The sequence below is a fragment of the Cupriavidus respiraculi genome (assembly GCF_914271545.1).
GTDB lineage: Bacteria > Pseudomonadota > Gammaproteobacteria > Burkholderiales > Burkholderiaceae > Cupriavidus > Cupriavidus respiraculi.
Window position 1 is genome coordinate 1 of the sequence record NZ_CAJZAH010000011.1, and the last position, 15,912, is coordinate 15,912.

Consider the following 15,912-nt stretch of genomic DNA (forward strand, 5'->3'; position numbering starts at 1 on the left):
GCGGCCGCGCGTCAGCGCCAACGGGTCCACGTCCCATACGGATTCGCAGTGGTGCTCCGTCTGCGGATGGTTGATCGCGTGCATGGCCACGGCCTCGGGGTCGTGGTTGATCGCGATGTCGACGTGGCGGCCCAAAGCCAGCTCGATGCCGCAGCTGGCGCCGCCGCCGCCGGCGAAGTTGTCGACGACGAGTTCGTGGCTGATGTCGAGCAGGAATTGATCGCGAATCATGCGCGGCACTCCGGTGTGCGCAGTGCGCGAATCTCTGCGACAAGTTCCGCGATGCGGCTGGACTGGTCCTCCCGCGAGCCGCGGAGCAGCGCGCGCCGGGCATGCTCTGCGACCAGGTCGGCCGGCGCGCCGCGGCTATGCAGCATTGCCGCAAAGTTGGCCGCGTCGACCAGCTTGCCCTTGCACATCGATTCGGCCATCAGACCGGCGAGCAGCTCCAGCGAGCAAAGGCGCGGATCATCCCAGCCTGAATAGCCCTGAGCGCGTTTCTCGGCCAGGCGCGCTTTCATCGCGTTGGAGATCTTCTCGACGGCGATGTCGTCAACGTGTTGGCGGGGTAGGGACGTGATGGCGGCGTGCGAGGTCGCCGCAAACTTGGTGGCGCGATGGTTCATGATTTCTCCGGGGTGAAGGTGTTATCAGCGGAGGGAGGGGAGGTCGTCGACGTTGATGCCCTGGACCGATAGCTCGGCCTTGGCGATGTCGTGTGCTGCCTGGAGCGAGCGGCTCGATGCGGCCGCCAGTGCTTGGGCGATGTGCTCGGCGGCCGCGCGGATGGTGTCTTTTTCCGCCTGCAGCGCGACGACCAGGTTCGTGGCTTCCCAACGATCAAAAATGACGTCGAGCGCGCGCTGGATAGAGCGGATCTGTGTGTCGAAGTCGCGCACGCCTTGCATGCGCATCGCTTCGCGGGCCGTGGCGACCATGCAGGCCACCTGGGTGTAGGTGGCCTCGCAGGGGTCTAGGAAGAAAAACGCGATCGCGCGGTACCAGTGCGTCTGCAGGGCGTGCGCCTCGGCCGCTGCGGTGAGCGCGGCGCCGTGGCGGGCCTGGTGATGGTGGGTGGTAGTCATGCTGCGGCCGCCTCTTCCCAAGCCTGCTCTTCCACCAGCCTGTCGAGCAGGTCAAAGAAAGGGAAGGGCCTGTCCGGCACGTCGATCCGCTGCGCAATGAGGTCGTCAGGAATGGCTGGCTCGTCGCCGCGGTGAGGCGCATGGCTGTTTGTCAGCCGGACAACGATGCCGCCGAGCGAGCGAATCAGCTGCGCCTCCGCGATGTTCGTGACGTCGGGCACTACGGTCGGATGGGGGCCGGTGTCCTCGATCTGCTGGCGCGCAACAAGGGCGAGCGTGTCGTGCCCCAGCGCCGGGTGCTGGCGCAGCGTGGCGAGGAACTCATGGGGGGTAGAGGCGTAGCCCTTCGCAAGGGCGTGAAGCTGAGCCGGGAGGAACGCCTCCGCTCCCAGGTGTCCGGCCAATATGTGGCGCAGCGGTTCATCGAGGCGAATGACGGCGAAACCGTGCGCCTTGCCGAGATAGTCGGCGGCGTCGTCCTGGCCAGCGCCGGGACGACCGGAAAATCCGATCAACATAGGGAAGGTCCTCAGTCGAGGTCGTTGGCCTGGCGGCGCTTGTGGTCGATCACGTTCGGATCGCGCAGCTTGGCGGGGGTCTTGCGCTTGCCCTTCAGGCGGGCCTCGATGGAGGCCACCAGCTGCAGGCGCATCTGCGGCGTGCGAATCGCGTCCTCGGGCCGGCCGCTTCCCTTCAGGCGCAGGAATTCGGCCATCAGGGCAGCATTCGAGTAGGGGCGCGACCGCACGGTGGGTCAGGCGTGGTAGGTCGGGGGCGGCGGGGCAGATTGCTCGTCGCTATGTACGGCGTAGGCATGCGCGCCGGCGACCACGGCCGCCGCGGTGAGCGCGGCCAGCCAGCCCTTGATGCGCTTCAGCTTGTTCATGGTGTGACTCCTCGAATCGCGCACCGGGCGGTGCGGTCGAGGCGAGATTACCAAAGGGTAATTTTCGGTGTCAATACCGAACGGTGATATGTGCGGGCGTGACTATTGCCGGAGCGTAATTTTCCGTGGCGAAAGAGCGACGGCTGCTCCCCAGCCGGCGCGAGATGTGGGGGCGATGGTCGTCCTGCGGCTCTGTGGCGGCGCTGTGGTGGACGGCTTTATTGCGGGCGCGTTGCGGCCCTGGTGGTGCTACAGCTCGAAGGTGGCCGTCTGAATGACGCCACAGATCTGGTCGTCCTTCTGCATGGGAATGAAGCGATTGGGCCAGTCTGGATTCAGTGCCTCCAGGTAGGGATCGCCATCGACCATGGTGAGCTTTTTAAAGGTGGCCTCGTTACCGTTGCGGCGCACGACCACGAACTTGCCGGGCAGTGCTTCAGCGTCAGGATTCACGCCCAGCAGCATGCCCTCCGGGAAGGAGGGCGACTGCCCCGGCGGGGCTGTCATCGAAAAACCTTTGACGCGCAGCATGAAGCCGTGCGCCCCCAAATCCTTGTGACAGTAGTGCCAATCCTGCGCTGCGGCAGGTTCAAAGTTGTCTGCTATTTCTGTCCACATTCCCGCTTGTACCCATGAAATCTCGGGATAGAGCCGCGGCCTCAAGTCGGGCCCGGTCTCGAAGTTGTCGCCGAGTGTCGGGAAATTGTAAGGGTCTGCTGAATAGCTGACCTGTCCCCCCGTTGGTGGGGTGCCACTGCGATCGTCTGGTAAGTCCAGCCAGCCCGTTGGGAGGCCGGCCTTTGCCTCGAGCTTGCGTGCCTTCTTTTCGCCAAAGCCCTTCGCGCCCCGCACGATCGCGGAGATTTCCCCCTGGTTCTCGCCGGTCTGGCGGATGAATTCGGCCTGAGTCCCGTACTTCTCGGTGATCAGGCGCTGGAGGCGCTTGCGGCGGTTGTCAACGGTCGTCATGAGGGCGAATTATCCCTACCTATTACTTTAAGGTAAAACCCTAAAAGGTACTACCGCGGCATTACTTTATGGTAATCTCGCGGCCATATGGAAAAGCTGCTCGCCTACCTCAACGACCTTAGCAAGACCGAACGCGCAGCGTTCTGCGCTGCCATCGGCACGACCGAGGGCTACCTGCGCAAGGCCATCAGTACTGGCCGTGCCCGCCATTTCAAGTGCGAGCTGTGCGTGGCCATCGAGATGCACTCGGGCGGCGCAGTGTCCCGAAAGGACCTGCGAGAGGACTGGGCGAGGGTGTGGCCGGAAATGACCTACATCACGATCGACCTGCACCGAATGCAGGCAGGCGAGTAGGTCCTGGCAGGGGAGCTGCCGGCGGCGCGGTGACGCGCTTTCACGAGACGCTGGGGGGTATTTCGCCGCCTCTCCAGCGGAGACATACGGCGAAGGAATTTCGGCTTGGGTTGACGCATGTTTTCTCCCGGGCTCCGCGGTCGATGTGCCGCGTTTCAGACGTAGATTAACCGGCTGTGACCTATTGGTAACACGGCCAAATTCCGGGGGTTTACCGTGACGTACCAGTACTCCGACATCGACCAGCACGAGGCGCTCTACAGCCTCGCCCGTCGATACCCAGGCGGCATCGATGCGCTCGCGCAGGCGATGGGCCGGCGCCAGGATAAGCAGGTCTCTCCCAACACTCTGCGCAACAAGCTGCGCCCGGGTATCGAGTCGCACGCGATGAGCGCGGAGGAGTTCTCCCTCGTCATCGAGCTGTGCGAAGAGGCCGGCGTCGAGCGGCACAACGCGCCGCTGCAGGCGATGTGCTGGCGCCACGGTCTGGTGGCCGTTGAGCCGCCGCGGCCCGGGCTGGTGGCCAAGGACGTCGTCGGCACGCTGGGCTCCGTGTCCCGGGAGTTTGCCGACCTGGTTGCCGAGGTTTCGGTCGGCGTCGCAGATGGGCGCCTCAGCCCGAAAGAGAGCGAGCGTATCCAGACGGCGGCGCTCGAGCTCATGCGGGAGGTCCTGGGGCTCTCGATGACGGCCGAGGTAGTGGCCGAAGAGGGCGGGGCGGCCTCAGCATGACGCGCGTGGATCTGCTGCCGGGCGCTGCGATCGCTGCGCCCGTAGGACGCGTGCGCGTCAAAGCCCTCCTGAGGCCACGCAAGCCGCTCACCGGGCGCGAGCTAACCTCCCTCTTTGGCCGTATCCAGCAACGCATCCTGAAGGGCGGCGAGCCCTTCGGCGTATTCGTCATCAAGCACGGCCGCGGCCGTGTGTTTCGGCTGCTCAGCGTCCGCGATCCCAACTACAAGGTGCAGTTGCGCGTGGACCGGGCGCAGCAACACATGATCGCGACGTATGACGGCAATGCCGACCTCGGTGATGTGTGGGACGACCTCTGTTCCTTCGACCAGGTGAGGGCCGGGGCGTGACACCGGTGCAGATTCGGTTTGCGCGCGACATGCGCTGTTGCCGTTCCGCTCGCTCGGAGCTGGGCTTGGCATGCGCGCAACCGCGGCAGCTGTGCTGCGCATGGTGGCATGTCGAGCGCATCGCGCACGCGAAGGGCCTCCCCGTGCTTAAGGAGTTCGCCGAGCACCTGCTCGGCTTCTGGCCACTCTGCGACGTGTTCTATGCGTTCGCCGCCGGTAAGCAGATGTCCGCGCTGGCGCTGGCCTGTGTCGAGCGCTGGTTGCAAATGCCAGATGACGAAGCGCGCGCGGCCTATCGATCCCAGGTGGTCGTCGCCACGCAGGTGTACCGCACGGAATGCGGTCCCGACAATCCGGCCGCGTTCGTGGCCACCTTTGATGTTCTCTGTGGGGCCGCGCAACAGCGGCGGTAAGGACTCTCTATGGACTATCCCATCCAGCCAATCGAACAGATCGAAGCGCAGGGCAGGGCGGCCGCCGCGGCCGAGGCCTGCCCGATGCGCGCCAATCCGTATGCCGAGGGCACGCCCCACAGCCACGCATGGCAGGTGGGCTTCCTGGCGTACCAGCTCGAGCAGAGCATGATCGAGGCGGAGCAAGGCCAATGACTACTTTCGTCATCGATGACCGCGAGTGGACCGCGATGCGTGCCGTCGACCATTTGGCGCGCGACCTGTATGACGCCCTGCGGCGAAGCATGGACTACAAGACCGGCATCGTCGGTGGCCCGGCAAAGGCGATCTCGTGGTGGTCCCTACGCGAGGACACCGAGGTGCCAGGGCGGCCCGGTGTGAAGGCGTACAAGCCCTCCGAGCAGCAGCTGCGGCGCCGCATGGCGCAGTTGGAAAAGATCGGCCTGGTCGAGTCGATCGGCAACAAGCTGCAGCTCAAGTTTCGATTGCTGTTGGCCCGCACAGCTTCGCTCGCCTCGGAAAAAGCCGACACCCCTTCGACACCCCCTGAGGCGTCCCGCAAAGCCAGTAAGGACAAGGCAGTCCGGGGTTATGCACAGATGGGGTCTGGCCCGAAAGCCGGCACACATCAGGAGTCAGATAAAACCGTAAAAACCTCTCCCCCTACCCCCTCACGCCTGCGGCGCGAGAGGGATGACAAAGCGATCGACCCTCCCGCACCTGCGGTGCGAGAGGCCGACAACCCCAAAGGCGACGAAACACCCATCGCGGCGCAAGGGCGCCTCGAGCCCTCAGAGCAACGCCACGAGCCAGCAGCCGCGGTGGGGGGAGGGCCTTCGGCCCCGAATCCAGAGGAGGAGCGCGAAGCGACCATCGAGTGGGAAGCGGGGCTCCATTGGCCGAGGGGCCTGACGCAGCGGCAGCGGGCCTACGTTGCACGAAGGCTGCGGCCGCTAGGCGCGGCGCTCGGACAGCGCGTTTTGGACGAATGGCGGGGCGCCAATCAAGCCGGTGGCATTCACGCCCCGTGGGCGTTCTTCAACGCCCTGGTGGCGAAGGCGCAGCAGCCGGATTGGGACCCGATCTACGCCGACGACGTCGCGCATCAACGCGAGCTGGTGCGGGCCAACCGCGCCGCGCAAGAAGCAGCGCACGCCGCCAGGGTTGGTGATCTGCCGAAGGGGCCGATGCCCAAGGGCATGCTGGCCAAGCTGATCAAGCGGCGGGCACGGTGATGGCCGGCGCTCATACGGCGGCGACCGCCTTCGCCGAGGCGGTGGCGATGTGCAGCGGCGATGCGGCGCCGGCGGCGTGGTCGTCGCGCGCGGCTTACTGGACGGCGGTGCGGTACGGCACGGTGGCATTGCGCGACGCACCTGCGTGGGCCGATGCGCAGGACCGGTGGGGCCGGCTGTGGGACGTCGTGCGCCAGGAACATCTGCCGCCCATTCCTGGCGCGCCCGAGGTGGGCCAGCAGCGCGCGACAGCCACGGTGGCAGAGCACAACATCGCGCAGATGCGCACGATGGTCGGAGGGAGGAAACGGCGATGAACGCAGAAAAGGGTACGGGCTCGCGGCTGTCCCGCGAGCGACTGGCGCGAGTGGTGGAGCGCCTGCATTCCTGGGGTCGATGGGCCAAGAGCGGTGGCGGGCGCAACGGCTACGGACAGAGCTGCCTCACGTTGGAGGAGATCCGCTCGATGCCGGTGCAGGCGTACATTCCCATGTCACCGCCCGAATGCGAGCAGACGCACGAAGCCTTGCGCAAGCTGCCTGCCGAGCTGCACCGGCTGGCGATCGCCTGGTACATCGATGAGCTGTCCAAGCCGATGGTGGCGCGTCGACTGCGGGTCAGCGAGCGCCATGTCTGGCGCCTGCATGATTCGCTGCTGTCCGGCGTCGACTTTTGCCTTAGGAATCCACGGCTTAAGGCACCCCCCTTGGAATTGCTATTGAAATCGTGACAGGGTTTCAGTAGATTTCGGCTACGCTGTGGTTTCAGTGCGTGCAGCGAAACAAAGCCCGATCCGGTTCCTCGACTGGTCGGGCTTTTTGCATTCTCGGCGATGGGGCGCAGGGGATGCGGTCGGCGCTCACGCACTCGCTGGCAGACCGGTGTCTGCCTCGTTCCGCTGATGCGCAGCGGGATGGAATCGGTAGGCCAACGGGCGCCGCATCGCCGCCGGATCCGTAACCGGCAACGTTTCGCAGTTGTCTCCTCCCGCCCGCGCTCGCGGGCTTTCACGTTGGGCCGGCGCCTTCGGGTTGCCGGCCCAATGTCTTTTTGGGATTCCGTCATGGCCCGTTGCACTGTTCGCGTTCGGCTGGTGCGCGCCTGGTGGCTCGCGCCGTTCCTCTGTGCTGCTCGACTGTGCATCGCCGCCGCGCGTTGTTCACCTGAGCCGGAGTGGATCGGCCGCGTTGTGGCGCGGGGCTTTCGCGTTCGCGTGGATGTCGACGAGAGCGTGCGCTGATGCCGAGCAAAGCGCCTCGGCCGTGCCGGCATCCGGGTTGCCCGCGCTACGCGGCCGGCGGCACCGCTTACTGCGCGGACCATGCGGTCAAGCGCAGCACCGAGGCGGAGGAGCGCCGCGGCAGTTCAGCGGCGCGCGGCTATGGAGGGAAGTGGCAGCGAGAGCGCGCCGAGTACCTCAAGGCGAATCCCATTTGTGTCGAGCATCGCAAGGCTGGGCGCATCGTGCCGGCCACCGTGGTCGACCACATCGTGCCCCACAAGGGTGACCAGCGACTGTTCTGGCGCCGAAGCAACTGGCAGGCGCTGTGCAAGTCGTGCCACGACCGCAAGACCGCGCGCGAGGACGGCGGCTTCGGCAACCGGCGCTGCTGACCGCGCGCGGGTAGGGGGGGGGGTGGGTCAATCTCTGGCGGCCTTCCGAGCCTAGACCGCGCTCCAGGTGGATTTTTGAGAGCAGTGATTTTGAAAGAGGGGGGGGTAAGAAATATCCGCCTCATAGAGAGCATGAAAACGGGCCGGAGATCGTTTTCGGTGCCTCGCATGAAAAGGAGCTGTCTATGGGCCTGCAAGACCTCGGCCTGCCGGACGACGAGGGCGATACCCCGGCGGTCCCCTCTGGTGGCAATGGAAAGGACTCGCCGCAATCGCCGCCGGGCGCCCACCTCACCCCGCGCGAGCGCAAGGTGTGGGACTACATCTGCGGCGTGCTGCGCGACGAGGGCATCCCGCACAAGACGGCGGGCATCGCCATCACCATCATCTGCAAGACCTTCGTGCAGTACGTGCGTACCGAGCTGGAGCTGCGTCAGTTCATCGAAGGCAACGGCGGATCCATCCTGGTGAAGTCGCAAAAGAGCGAGTACACCCAGCCGCACCCGCTCTACTACGCGGCGCGGGACATCAAGCAGGAGTTGCTGAAATGGCTACCGGAGGCATGTCTGAGCCTGCCCTCGGCGGTGATGGCTCGCGCCAAGCTGGGGGACGCGGGCAAGCAGGACGACCTGTTCGACGACCTGGTCGAGCACGGCCGCGCCGATCGAAGAAGCGCGTTGACGCACTGACCCCTGCCGAGCTGCAGGAGTGGGACCAGTCCTACGGACTGCCCGTGCTGCGCGGCGAGATCGTGGTGGGCGAGCTGGTCTACCTGGCTGTCGAGCGGCATTACCGTGACCTGCGGGACGGTCACAAGCGCGGCCTGCACTTCAGTCCTGGCCATGCCTGGCATGTGATCCGCTACATCGAACGGTATTTCGTTCACATCAAGGGCTCCCTGGCTGGCACGCCCATCCTGCTCGATCCCTGGCAAAAGTTCTGGACCGCGGTGCTGTACGGCTGGCTGCGCGACGACGGCGCGCGGCGTTTCAGCCGCGGCTATGAGGAGGTCGCTCGCAAGAACGGCAAGAGCACCTGGAAGGGGCCGCAGGGCGCGTACCTGTTCATGATGGACGATGAGCCGGGCGCGGAAGTGTACGCGGTGGCCACCACGCGAGAGCAGGCCATGTCGGTGTTCAAGCCCGCCTTCGACAACGTCCGCAAGTGGGCGCGGCGCTCCGCCGGCATCAAGCGGTCCTTCAAGATCCACGAGGGCAAGAACCTGGAGCAGATCACCGGCGACACCTCGGTGTTCAAGCCGCTGCCGGCCAACGCCGAGTCGCTCGATGGTCTGAACCCGCACGCCATTCTGTTCGATGAGCTGCACGCGCAGAAGACGCCCGAGGTGTGGGAAGTCATGGAGTCCGCGCTGGGCGCGCGGCGCCAGCCGCTGTTGTCGGCCATCACTACCGCCGGCTTCATCCTCGATGGCATCTGCACGCAGATCCGCAAGTACCTGATCGACGTGCTGCGCGGCGATACCGAGGACGACGCATTCTTCGGCTACGTCTACACGCTGGACGAAGCCGACGACCCGTTCGATGAGGCTGTGTGGGCCAAGGCCAACCCAGGACTCGGGCTGTCGAAGCATCTCCACTACATGCGGACGATGGCCAAGAAGGCGAAGGCGCTGCCCAGTGCCCGCGCCAACTTCATGACCAAGGACTTGAACCTGTGGGTCAACGATGCCGAGGGATGGCTGGACCCGGCCACGTGGGACAAGGGCGGCAAGAAATTCGACCCGCGCATCCTGGATGGGCGCCGCTGCTATGGCGGCATCGACCTGTCGTCGACGCAGGATCTGACCGCGTTCGCGTTGGTCTTCCCACCGGCGGACGATGACCCGGACGGCCCCTGGTATGTCCTGGTGCAGACGTGGTGCCCGCAGGAGAAGGTCGATACGCAGGCCGGCGCCGACCGCGCGGATTACAAGGGCTGGGCAGCTGGCGGCTGGCTTTCGGTGACGCCGGGCGCGATCACCGACCACCGGCCGGTCAAGGAAGCTGTGCTGGCCGCGCGCGATCGGTACGACCTGGCCGAATGCGGGTTCGACGTGTGGAACAGCAGCCAGCTGGTCGGCGAGTTGCTCGATGAGGGCGTGCCCATGGTCGAGGTTCCGCAGAACACCCACGGCATGTATCCGGGCGCCAAGCGTTTGGAGGAGCTGGTCTACGGCAAGAGACTGCGACACGGCGGCAACCCGGTGCTGCGCTGGGCGGCCATCAACGTGTCGCTGCTGTTCGACAGCAACGGCAATTTCCGCCCCGACAAGAAGCGGTCGCGGGCGCGCGGCCGTATCGACCCCGCCGTTGCGACGGTAATGGCCCTCAGTCGCGCCGCGGTGCTCGAGGAACGCCTGTTCTCTCTGAGCGACCTCGACGATGACGACATTCTGACGATGTGACATGAAAACACTGCTGACCGATGTGGTCGGCCTGGGGGGCCTCGGCTGCCTGGGCGCCGGCCTGTACCTGCAATTCGGCGCCGGGCCAGCCCTCATGGGTGTGGGCGCGCTGCTGCTGGGCGGCGCGGTGCGCGCTGCTGCCGGGAGGGGGCGATGATCCTGGACACCCTGTTCGAGTCTCGCAGTTTGGAGAACCCATCGGTGCCGCTGACCGGTCAGAACCTGCATGAGTACCTGCGGGGCGATGGCGGCGTGCCAGTGACCGAGCTGACCGCCATGCGACTGCCGGCGGCGTATGCGTGCATCAACGTGCTGGCCACCGCGCTGGCGCAGCTGCCGGCCGTGGTGATGCGCCGGACCGGCAACCGGATCGAGCCGGCCACCGATCACCCGGCGTACTACCTGCTGCAGGATGCGCCGAACGACTGGCAGACCAGCTACAAGTGGCGCGAAACCAAGCAGGCGCACGTTTGCGGCTGGGGCAACGGATACAGCTACATCCGTCGCAACGCCGCCGGCGAGCTGGTGGCGCTGGAGCGCCGTCTCCCGTGGGCGACGAGTCTGGTGCAGATCGGTCCGCGCTGGACCTATGCGACGCTCGACGACGACGAGCGACCGCAATCGGTGGCGCTCGAGGACATGATCCACATCCGGGCGCTTGGCTCCGATGGCCGCACCGGCATTAGTCCTGTGCGCCAGCACGCCGAAACCATCGGCCTCGGACTGTCGGTGCAGCGCTACGGCAAGGAGTTCTTCGACGGCGGTGGACGGCCCACCGGGCTGCTGACCGTGAAGGGCGACTTGAAAGAGGCGAGCTGGGAGCGGCTCAAGTCGTTCTGGAATAAGGCGGTGACCCGCCTGAAGCAGTCGGACAACAAGACGCTGCTGCTGCCGGCGGAGCTGGACTACAAGACGATCAGCATCGCGCCCGAGGACGCGCAGTTCCTGGAGACGCGCAAGCTGACCCGGTCGGAGATCGCCAGCATCTACAACGTGCCGGCGCACATGATCAACGATCTGGAGCGCGCCACCTTCACCAACATCAGCGAGCAGGCGGTGGGCTTCGTGCGCCACACGATGATGCCTTGGGTGGTGAACTGGGAGCAGGAGCTGAACCGCAAGCTGTTCACTCGCGCAGAGCGGGCGGCCGGCTACTACGTGCGCCTGAACCTTGCGGCCTTGCTGCGCGGCACGCCGAAAGAGCGTGCGGAGTTTTACCACTACGCCATCACGGATGGCTGGATGGACCGTAACGAAGTGCGCGAGCAGGAGGATCTGAACCCGCGCGACGGTCTGGACGACCTGCTCATCAGCGTCAACGCCAAGCCGGCGACCGATATTGCCGCGCCCGCTCCCGGGCCGGCCGACAACCCGTAGGGGCACTCCATGCAAGACATCGAAAAGCGCACGCTGCCCGGGCAGCTGTGCGAACTGCGCTCGTCCGAAGGCGGCGCAGCGCAGCCGACGACCATTTACGGCTATGGCGCCGTCTTCAACACGCGCAGCGCTCCCATCATGGGGCTGTTCGTGGAGGAGATCGCGCCGGGCGCGTTCGACGACGTGCTCGGTGACGACGTGCGGGCGCTGTTCAATCACGACCCGAACTTTGTGCTTGGTCGCACGCGCAGCAACACGCTGCAGCTGACGATCGACACGCGGGGGCTGGCGTACACGGTCACGCCGCCCGACACGCAGACCGTGCGCGACCTGGTGCTCGCGCCGATGGCGCGGGGCGACATCAACGGCTCCAGCTTCCGCTTCATCGTTGCCAGCGACGGCGACGAGTGGCGCCAGGAGGGCGAGCTGGTGGTGCGCCGCATTCACCGGTTCCGCTCCCTGATCGACGTATCTCCGGTCACCTATCCGGCATACGACGAAAGCCCGTCGGCCCAGCGCTCGCTGGAAGCCTGGCGGCAGGCCCGCGAAGAGAAGGCGCACATCGCGGCAGTAACCCAGCGTCGCGCACGCGAACGCATCCTTGACCTCATCAATATCTGAACGGAGAAGTTATGACCCTGGCTGAACTGAAGCAAAAGCGTGCCAAGATCGCGGCCGAAATGCGCTCGCTGCACGAATCGATCGGCGACGCCGCCTGGACCGACGAGCAGCGCTCGCGCTGGGAATCCATGAAGGCGGACTTGAAGCAGCACGACGAGAAGATCGACCGCGAGGAGCAGCTGCGCCAGACCGAGCAGCGCTACGTCGAGACCAATACCGACGACCTGGCAGCGCGGGCGCGTCAGGCCGCCGCATTGACCGGCGGGGCGCCGGCCACCGGCAGTGACGATGAGCGCCGCTCGGCGGCCTTCGACCGCTTCGTGCGCGAGGGCCTCGGCGAGCTGTCGCCGGAGGAGCGCCAGATCATGAGCGAGATGCGGGCGCAAGCCGCGGGCGTCGGTGACAAGGGCGGCTACACCGTGCCCAAGACCTTCCTCGCTCGGGTGATCGAGTCGATGGTGTCCTACGGCGGCATCGCCGGCGTATCGCAGATCCTCGTGACCGATGGCGGCAACCCCATCGAGTGGCCGGTCGGCTTGGGCGTCGACGAAGAGGGCGAGCTGATCGGCGAGAACACCGATGCGGCCGAGGGCGACGTTGAGTTCGGCATGGGATCGCTGGGCTCGCACAAGCTGTCGTCCAAGGTGATCCGCGTCAGCAACGAGCTGCTGGGCGACTCGGGCATCGACATCGAGGGATTCCTGGCCGGCCGCATCGGCTCGCGCATCGGCCGTGCGGAATCCCGCCTGATTGTCCAGGGTACCGGCGTTGGCACGCCGGCCCAGCCCAAGGGTCTGGAGCAGTCGGTCATCATCACGCGCAACACCGCGGCCGCTACCAAGGTCACCTGGCAGGAGGTCAACACCCTGATCCACGCCGTGGATCCGGCCTATCGCAACGCGCCCCAGTTCCGGCTGGCGTTCAACGATCAGACCCTCCAGGTGCTGGAAGAGCTGGTCGATGGCCAGGGCCGGCCGCTGTGGCTGCCCGGCCTGGACGCCTCGGCGCCGCCGATGATCCTCAAGCAGCGCTACGTCGTCGACCAGGCGATCGCAGGCATTGCCGCTGGTGCCAAGTTCATGTACGCCGGCGACTTCAGCCAGTTCGTAATTCGTCGCGTGCGCTACATGGCGATCAAGCGGCTGGTCGAGCGCTTCGCCGAATACGACCAGACCGGCTTCCTGGCATTCCACCGCTTCGGCTGCGTCTTGCAGGACCTGTCGGCGATGGCGGCACTGGTCGGCAAGCCGGCCTAACTCGAGGCGGGCCGCTCGCGCGGCCCGGATCAGCATGATCCCACTTCCACAGATCCGCGAGCAGCTCAAGATCGATGACGACCAGGTCAGCGATGCGCTGCTGCAGCGGTGGCTCGGCGCGGCACAGCGCTACGTCGAGAACCGGATCAACCGGACGCTGTATCCGCCGGGCCAGGCGTTGCCTGCGGATGCTCCCGCCAACGCGCTACAGCTCGGCGACGACATTGCCCTGGCGATGCTGCTGCTGATCGGCCATTGGGACAGCAACCGCTCCGACACCACCGAGGTGGACATCAAGTCCATCCCGGCCGGCGTGACGGCGCTGATCGAGCCGTACCGCTGGTTCTTCGAATAGGGGCGGCCATGGAGCTGGGCAAGTACAACCGCCGGATTACGCTGCAGCGCCTGCAGCCGGGCCAGCGGCCGACCGGACAGCCAGTAGACGAATGGGTCGACGTGGCCCGCCCTTGGGCGTGGATCCGCGGAAAAAGCGGGCGCGAAACCATCGCGGCCGACATGGAAGTCGCCGAGACCTCCTACAGCATGCGGATCCGGTACCGGGCCGACGTGCAAGCGGACTGGCGTGTGGCCTACGGCGGCGACGTCTACCGGATCCGGCAGGTTCTGCCGGACCTCGCGCGACGCGAGCACGTCGACCTGGTCGTCGCGCTGATCTCGGTGCAGGAGTGACCATGCTTCAGCTCAAGGGCGACCTGGTCGCCAGCCTGGAGGCACTCGATGCGGCCGTGCAGGAAAAGGTGGTCCGCTCTGCGGCGCATGCTGGCGCGGTGGTGTTCTACGAAGAGGCGCGGCGCCTGGCGCCCGTCTATGACGGCCCGCCGCGCCCCCACATCAAGCCGGGGCAGCTGCGGGACTCGATCTATCGGGCCTATGCGGAAAAGCAGTCGGACCTGCAGCGTGCGGTCTACCAAGTGAGCTGGAACGCCTACAAGGCGCCTCACGCCCATCTGCTCGAGTACGGTCACTGGCGCATCAACAAGCTGGTCAAGCTGCCGGACGGCTGGAGGGCGTTGCCGGATCGGCTCGATATCCCAGTATGGGTGCCCGGTGTCGCCTTCATTCGCCGCGCCGGCGATCGGGCGGAGGCGGCGGTAGAAGCAATGCGGCAACGTGCAGCCCAGCGCTTGGCAGAAGTGTTGGACCAGAGCGCGGGGCAGATTGCCCCGGGAGAGGCGGATGACGATTGAGGAAACGCTGTTTGCCGTGCTGGGCGACATGGTTGGCGGTCGGGTCTTTCCCGATGAGGCGCCGGCCAACGTGCCGCGGCCCTTCGTGATCTACCAGCAGGTGGGGGGAGATCCGTTTTCATTCCTGGAGGGCGCCGCCGATGTCGCCAATGGCCGCTTCCAGATTGCCGTCTGGAGCGGAGACCGCGGTGAGGCTGGCGCCTTGTCGCGGGCCATCGCCAAACGGCTCATCGACGATCCGCGCACGCGGGCGACGCCTGTGTCCGGTGCGCTCAGTTCGCGTGAGCCTTTGACCGGCCTGTACGGCCTCATGCAGGATTTTTCCATCTGGTTCGACGTGTAGCGTCGGCCTGCAGCACATCCCAACCGGCCTGCCTCGCGCGGGCCTTTTTCATTTCTAGGAGTCGCACATGAGTGCTGTACGCCTGCCCAACGGGGCAACTTTCTCCATTGCCACCGCAATGGCCGCCGCCACCACGATGACGGCGCTGACCAATGCGGCGCCGCCGGTGGCCACCGCCGCCGCGCACACGCTGGTCGACAACGACATCGTGGAAATCGCCTCCGGCTGGTCTGGCCTCGACGGCCGCGTGGCCCGCATCGAGGACGTGGCCTCCGGCACCTTCGCGCTGGAGGGCTACGATGCCACCAACACCAGCAAGTACCCGGCCGGTACCGGCGTGGGCAGCGTGCGCAAGGTGAGCGGGTGGCAGCAGATCCAGGGGATCATGCAGTCGGCCAGCCAGGGCGGCGAGCAGCAGTTCTACACCTACTCGTTCCTCGAGGACACCGGCGACGAGAAGCAGATCCCGACCACGCGCAGCGCGCGATCGATCGTGCTGACCATCGCGGACGACGACACGCAGCCGCACTACGCGCTGCTGGCCGCGGCCGACGAGGACCGCGAGCCGCGTGTCATCCAGTTCCTGCTGCCCAATGGCTCGCTGATCTACTTCCGCGCCTACGTGTCGATGGCCAAGATGCCGAGCACCACCAAGAACGAGGCCATGACCATCGCCGTCACGCTGTCCCTGACCGGCGAGCCGACGCGCTACGCAAAGGTGGGTGCCTGATGTTCAAGATCCAACCGAATCCGACCTTCAACCTGACGGTCAAGGTACCGACGCCGGGCGAGGCGCCGCAGTCGCTGAAGCTGCTGTGCCACTACAAGGACGAGGAGCAGGCGCGGGAATTCCTGGCCCGCGCCATCGAGGCCGAGGGTCAGGGCGAGCGCGCGGACCTGACCGAGATCGTGGCGGGCTGGGAAGACGTCGACGAAGAATTCTCGCCCGAGGCGCTCAAGCGCCTCCTGCGCAACTACGGCGGCGCTGGCCGCGCCATCTTCCAGGCGTACCTGGACGAGCTGCAGGGGCAACGCCGGGGAAACTGATCGCCGCGGCACGCCGGC

27 protein-coding genes and 1 pseudogene are annotated in these 15,912 nt (G+C 66.1%); 21 read left to right on the top strand and 7 right to left on the bottom strand.

Annotated elements, in window-relative coordinates:
* From LDO27_RS25185 to LDO27_RS25210, 7 genes and pseudogenes are all read right to left on the bottom strand, one after another.
* Window positions 1-231: pseudogene (locus tag LDO27_RS25185) on the bottom strand (DNA cytosine methyltransferase); the annotation flags it as partial.
* Complete coding sequence (locus LDO27_RS25190) at window positions 228-626, bottom strand: hypothetical protein (protein WP_224044562.1); 399 nt, start codon at window positions 624-626, stop codon at window positions 228-230. The gene LDO27_RS25190 and the pseudogene LDO27_RS25185, both read right to left, overlap by 4 nt.
* A 24-nt stretch (window positions 627-650) precedes the next feature.
* Window positions 651-1,085 (bottom strand): hypothetical protein, encoded by a 435-nt coding sequence (locus LDO27_RS25195; RefSeq protein WP_224044564.1) that lies wholly within the window; start codon window positions 1,083-1,085, stop codon window positions 651-653.
* The gene (locus LDO27_RS25200; RefSeq protein WP_224044565.1) at window positions 1,082-1,603 is read right to left on the bottom strand and encodes a nucleoside/nucleotide kinase family protein; all 522 of its coding nucleotides are present in this window, start codon (window positions 1,601-1,603) and stop codon (window positions 1,082-1,084) included. The genes LDO27_RS25195 and LDO27_RS25200 overlap by 4 nt, the downstream gene beginning before the upstream one ends.
* Window positions 1,604-1,614: 11 nt before the next feature.
* On the bottom strand, window positions 1,615-1,800 hold the full coding sequence (locus LDO27_RS25205; RefSeq protein WP_224044567.1) for a hypothetical protein: 186 nt from the start codon (window positions 1,798-1,800) through the stop codon (window positions 1,615-1,617).
* Between the two features lie 39 nt (window positions 1,801-1,839).
* The gene (locus tag LDO27_RS25610) at window positions 1,840-1,971 is read right to left on the bottom strand and encodes a hypothetical protein (protein WP_290368863.1); all 132 of its coding nucleotides are present in this window, start codon (window positions 1,969-1,971) and stop codon (window positions 1,840-1,842) included.
* A gap of 249 nt (window positions 1,972-2,220) precedes the next feature.
* On the bottom strand, window positions 2,221-2,940 hold the full coding sequence (locus LDO27_RS25210; RefSeq protein ID WP_224044569.1) for a LexA family protein: 720 nt from the start codon (window positions 2,938-2,940) through the stop codon (window positions 2,221-2,223).
* A gap of 87 nt (window positions 2,941-3,027) precedes the next feature.
* Here LDO27_RS25210 and LDO27_RS25215 point away from each other — a divergent pair, with 87 nt between their 5' ends.
* The 21 genes from LDO27_RS25215 to LDO27_RS25315 all read left to right on the top strand — a co-directional run bounded on the left by LDO27_RS25215 (window position 3,028) and on the right by LDO27_RS25315 (window position 15,894).
* On the top strand, window positions 3,028-3,294 hold the full coding sequence (locus LDO27_RS25215; protein WP_224044570.1) for a helix-turn-helix domain-containing protein: 267 nt from the start codon (window positions 3,028-3,030) through the stop codon (window positions 3,292-3,294).
* 216 nt (window positions 3,295-3,510) lie between these two features.
* Window positions 3,511-4,026 (top strand): phage regulatory CII family protein, encoded by a 516-nt coding sequence (locus tag LDO27_RS25220; RefSeq protein ID WP_224044572.1) that lies wholly within the window; start codon window positions 3,511-3,513, stop codon window positions 4,024-4,026.
* A complete protein-coding gene (locus LDO27_RS25225) occupies window positions 4,023-4,376 on the top strand; it encodes a hypothetical protein (protein WP_224044573.1) in 354 nt (117 codons plus the stop codon). Before LDO27_RS25220 ends, LDO27_RS25225 begins: the two co-directional genes overlap by 4 nt.
* On the top strand, window positions 4,373-4,789 hold the full coding sequence (locus LDO27_RS25230; RefSeq protein ID WP_224044574.1) for a hypothetical protein: 417 nt from the start codon (window positions 4,373-4,375) through the stop codon (window positions 4,787-4,789). Before LDO27_RS25225 ends, LDO27_RS25230 begins: the two co-directional genes overlap by 4 nt.
* A gap of 9 nt (window positions 4,790-4,798) precedes the next feature.
* On the top strand, window positions 4,799-4,984 hold the full coding sequence (locus LDO27_RS25235; RefSeq protein WP_224044576.1) for a hypothetical protein: 186 nt from the start codon (window positions 4,799-4,801) through the stop codon (window positions 4,982-4,984).
* Window positions 4,981-6,024, top strand: a complete 1,044-nt coding sequence (locus LDO27_RS25240; protein WP_224044578.1) for a hypothetical protein — start codon at window positions 4,981-4,983, stop codon at window positions 6,022-6,024. The genes LDO27_RS25235 and LDO27_RS25240 overlap by 4 nt, the downstream gene beginning before the upstream one ends.
* Window positions 6,024-6,341, top strand: a complete 318-nt coding sequence (locus LDO27_RS25245; protein WP_224044580.1) for a hypothetical protein — start codon at window positions 6,024-6,026, stop codon at window positions 6,339-6,341. Before LDO27_RS25240 ends, LDO27_RS25245 begins: the two co-directional genes overlap by 1 nt.
* Window positions 6,338-6,754 (top strand): hypothetical protein, encoded by a 417-nt coding sequence (locus LDO27_RS25250; protein WP_224044581.1) that lies wholly within the window; start codon window positions 6,338-6,340, stop codon window positions 6,752-6,754. Before LDO27_RS25245 ends, LDO27_RS25250 begins: the two co-directional genes overlap by 4 nt.
* A 509-nt stretch (window positions 6,755-7,263) precedes the next feature.
* Window positions 7,264-7,638 carry an HNH endonuclease gene (locus LDO27_RS25255; protein ID WP_224044583.1) on the top strand — a complete coding sequence of 125 codons (375 nt, stop codon included), beginning with the start codon at window positions 7,264-7,266 and terminating at the stop codon, window positions 7,636-7,638.
* A 185-nt stretch (window positions 7,639-7,823) separates the two neighbouring features.
* Window positions 7,824-8,327, top strand: a complete 504-nt coding sequence (locus LDO27_RS25260; RefSeq protein WP_224044585.1) for a P27 family phage terminase small subunit — start codon at window positions 7,824-7,826, stop codon at window positions 8,325-8,327.
* Between the two features lie 44 nt (window positions 8,328-8,371).
* Window positions 8,372-10,042 carry a terminase large subunit gene (locus LDO27_RS25265; RefSeq protein ID WP_224044586.1) on the top strand — a complete coding sequence of 557 codons (1,671 nt, stop codon included), beginning with the start codon at window positions 8,372-8,374 and terminating at the stop codon, window positions 10,040-10,042.
* A gap of 1 nt (window position 10,043) precedes the next feature.
* A complete protein-coding gene (locus LDO27_RS25270; RefSeq protein ID WP_224044588.1) occupies window positions 10,044-10,199 on the top strand; it encodes a hypothetical protein in 156 nt (51 codons plus the stop codon).
* Window positions 10,196-11,419 (top strand): phage portal protein, encoded by a 1,224-nt coding sequence (locus LDO27_RS25275; protein ID WP_224044590.1) that lies wholly within the window; start codon window positions 10,196-10,198, stop codon window positions 11,417-11,419. The genes LDO27_RS25270 and LDO27_RS25275 overlap by 4 nt, the downstream gene beginning before the upstream one ends.
* Before the next feature lie 9 nt (window positions 11,420-11,428).
* Window positions 11,429-12,040 carry an HK97 family phage prohead protease gene (locus LDO27_RS25280; protein WP_224044591.1) on the top strand — a complete coding sequence of 204 codons (612 nt, stop codon included), beginning with the start codon at window positions 11,429-11,431 and terminating at the stop codon, window positions 12,038-12,040.
* Between the two features lie 11 nt (window positions 12,041-12,051).
* On the top strand, window positions 12,052-13,296 hold the full coding sequence (locus tag LDO27_RS25285; RefSeq protein WP_224044592.1) for a phage major capsid protein: 1,245 nt from the start codon (window positions 12,052-12,054) through the stop codon (window positions 13,294-13,296).
* 34 nt (window positions 13,297-13,330) lie between these two features.
* Window positions 13,331-13,651 (top strand): head-tail connector protein, encoded by a 321-nt coding sequence (locus LDO27_RS25290; protein WP_224044593.1) that lies wholly within the window; start codon window positions 13,331-13,333, stop codon window positions 13,649-13,651.
* Between the two features lie 8 nt (window positions 13,652-13,659).
* Window positions 13,660-13,986: a phage head closure protein gene (locus LDO27_RS25295; protein ID WP_224044594.1), complete on the top strand. Its 327-nt coding sequence runs from the start codon at window positions 13,660-13,662 to the stop codon at window positions 13,984-13,986.
* 2 nt (window positions 13,987-13,988) lie between these two features.
* A complete protein-coding gene (locus LDO27_RS25300; protein WP_224044595.1) occupies window positions 13,989-14,504 on the top strand; it encodes an HK97 gp10 family phage protein in 516 nt (171 codons plus the stop codon).
* Window positions 14,494-14,847, top strand: coding sequence for a DUF3168 domain-containing protein (locus LDO27_RS25305; protein ID WP_224044596.1), 354 nt, complete (start codon window positions 14,494-14,496; stop codon window positions 14,845-14,847). The genes LDO27_RS25300 and LDO27_RS25305 overlap by 11 nt, the downstream gene beginning before the upstream one ends.
* A gap of 67 nt (window positions 14,848-14,914) precedes the next feature.
* Complete coding sequence (locus LDO27_RS25310; RefSeq protein ID WP_224044597.1) at window positions 14,915-15,577, top strand: phage tail protein; 663 nt, start codon at window positions 14,915-14,917, stop codon at window positions 15,575-15,577.
* Window positions 15,577-15,894 (top strand): phage tail assembly chaperone, encoded by a 318-nt coding sequence (locus LDO27_RS25315; RefSeq protein WP_224044598.1) that lies wholly within the window; start codon window positions 15,577-15,579, stop codon window positions 15,892-15,894. Before LDO27_RS25310 ends, LDO27_RS25315 begins: the two co-directional genes overlap by 1 nt.
* Window positions 15,895-15,912 lie beyond the last annotated feature (18 nt).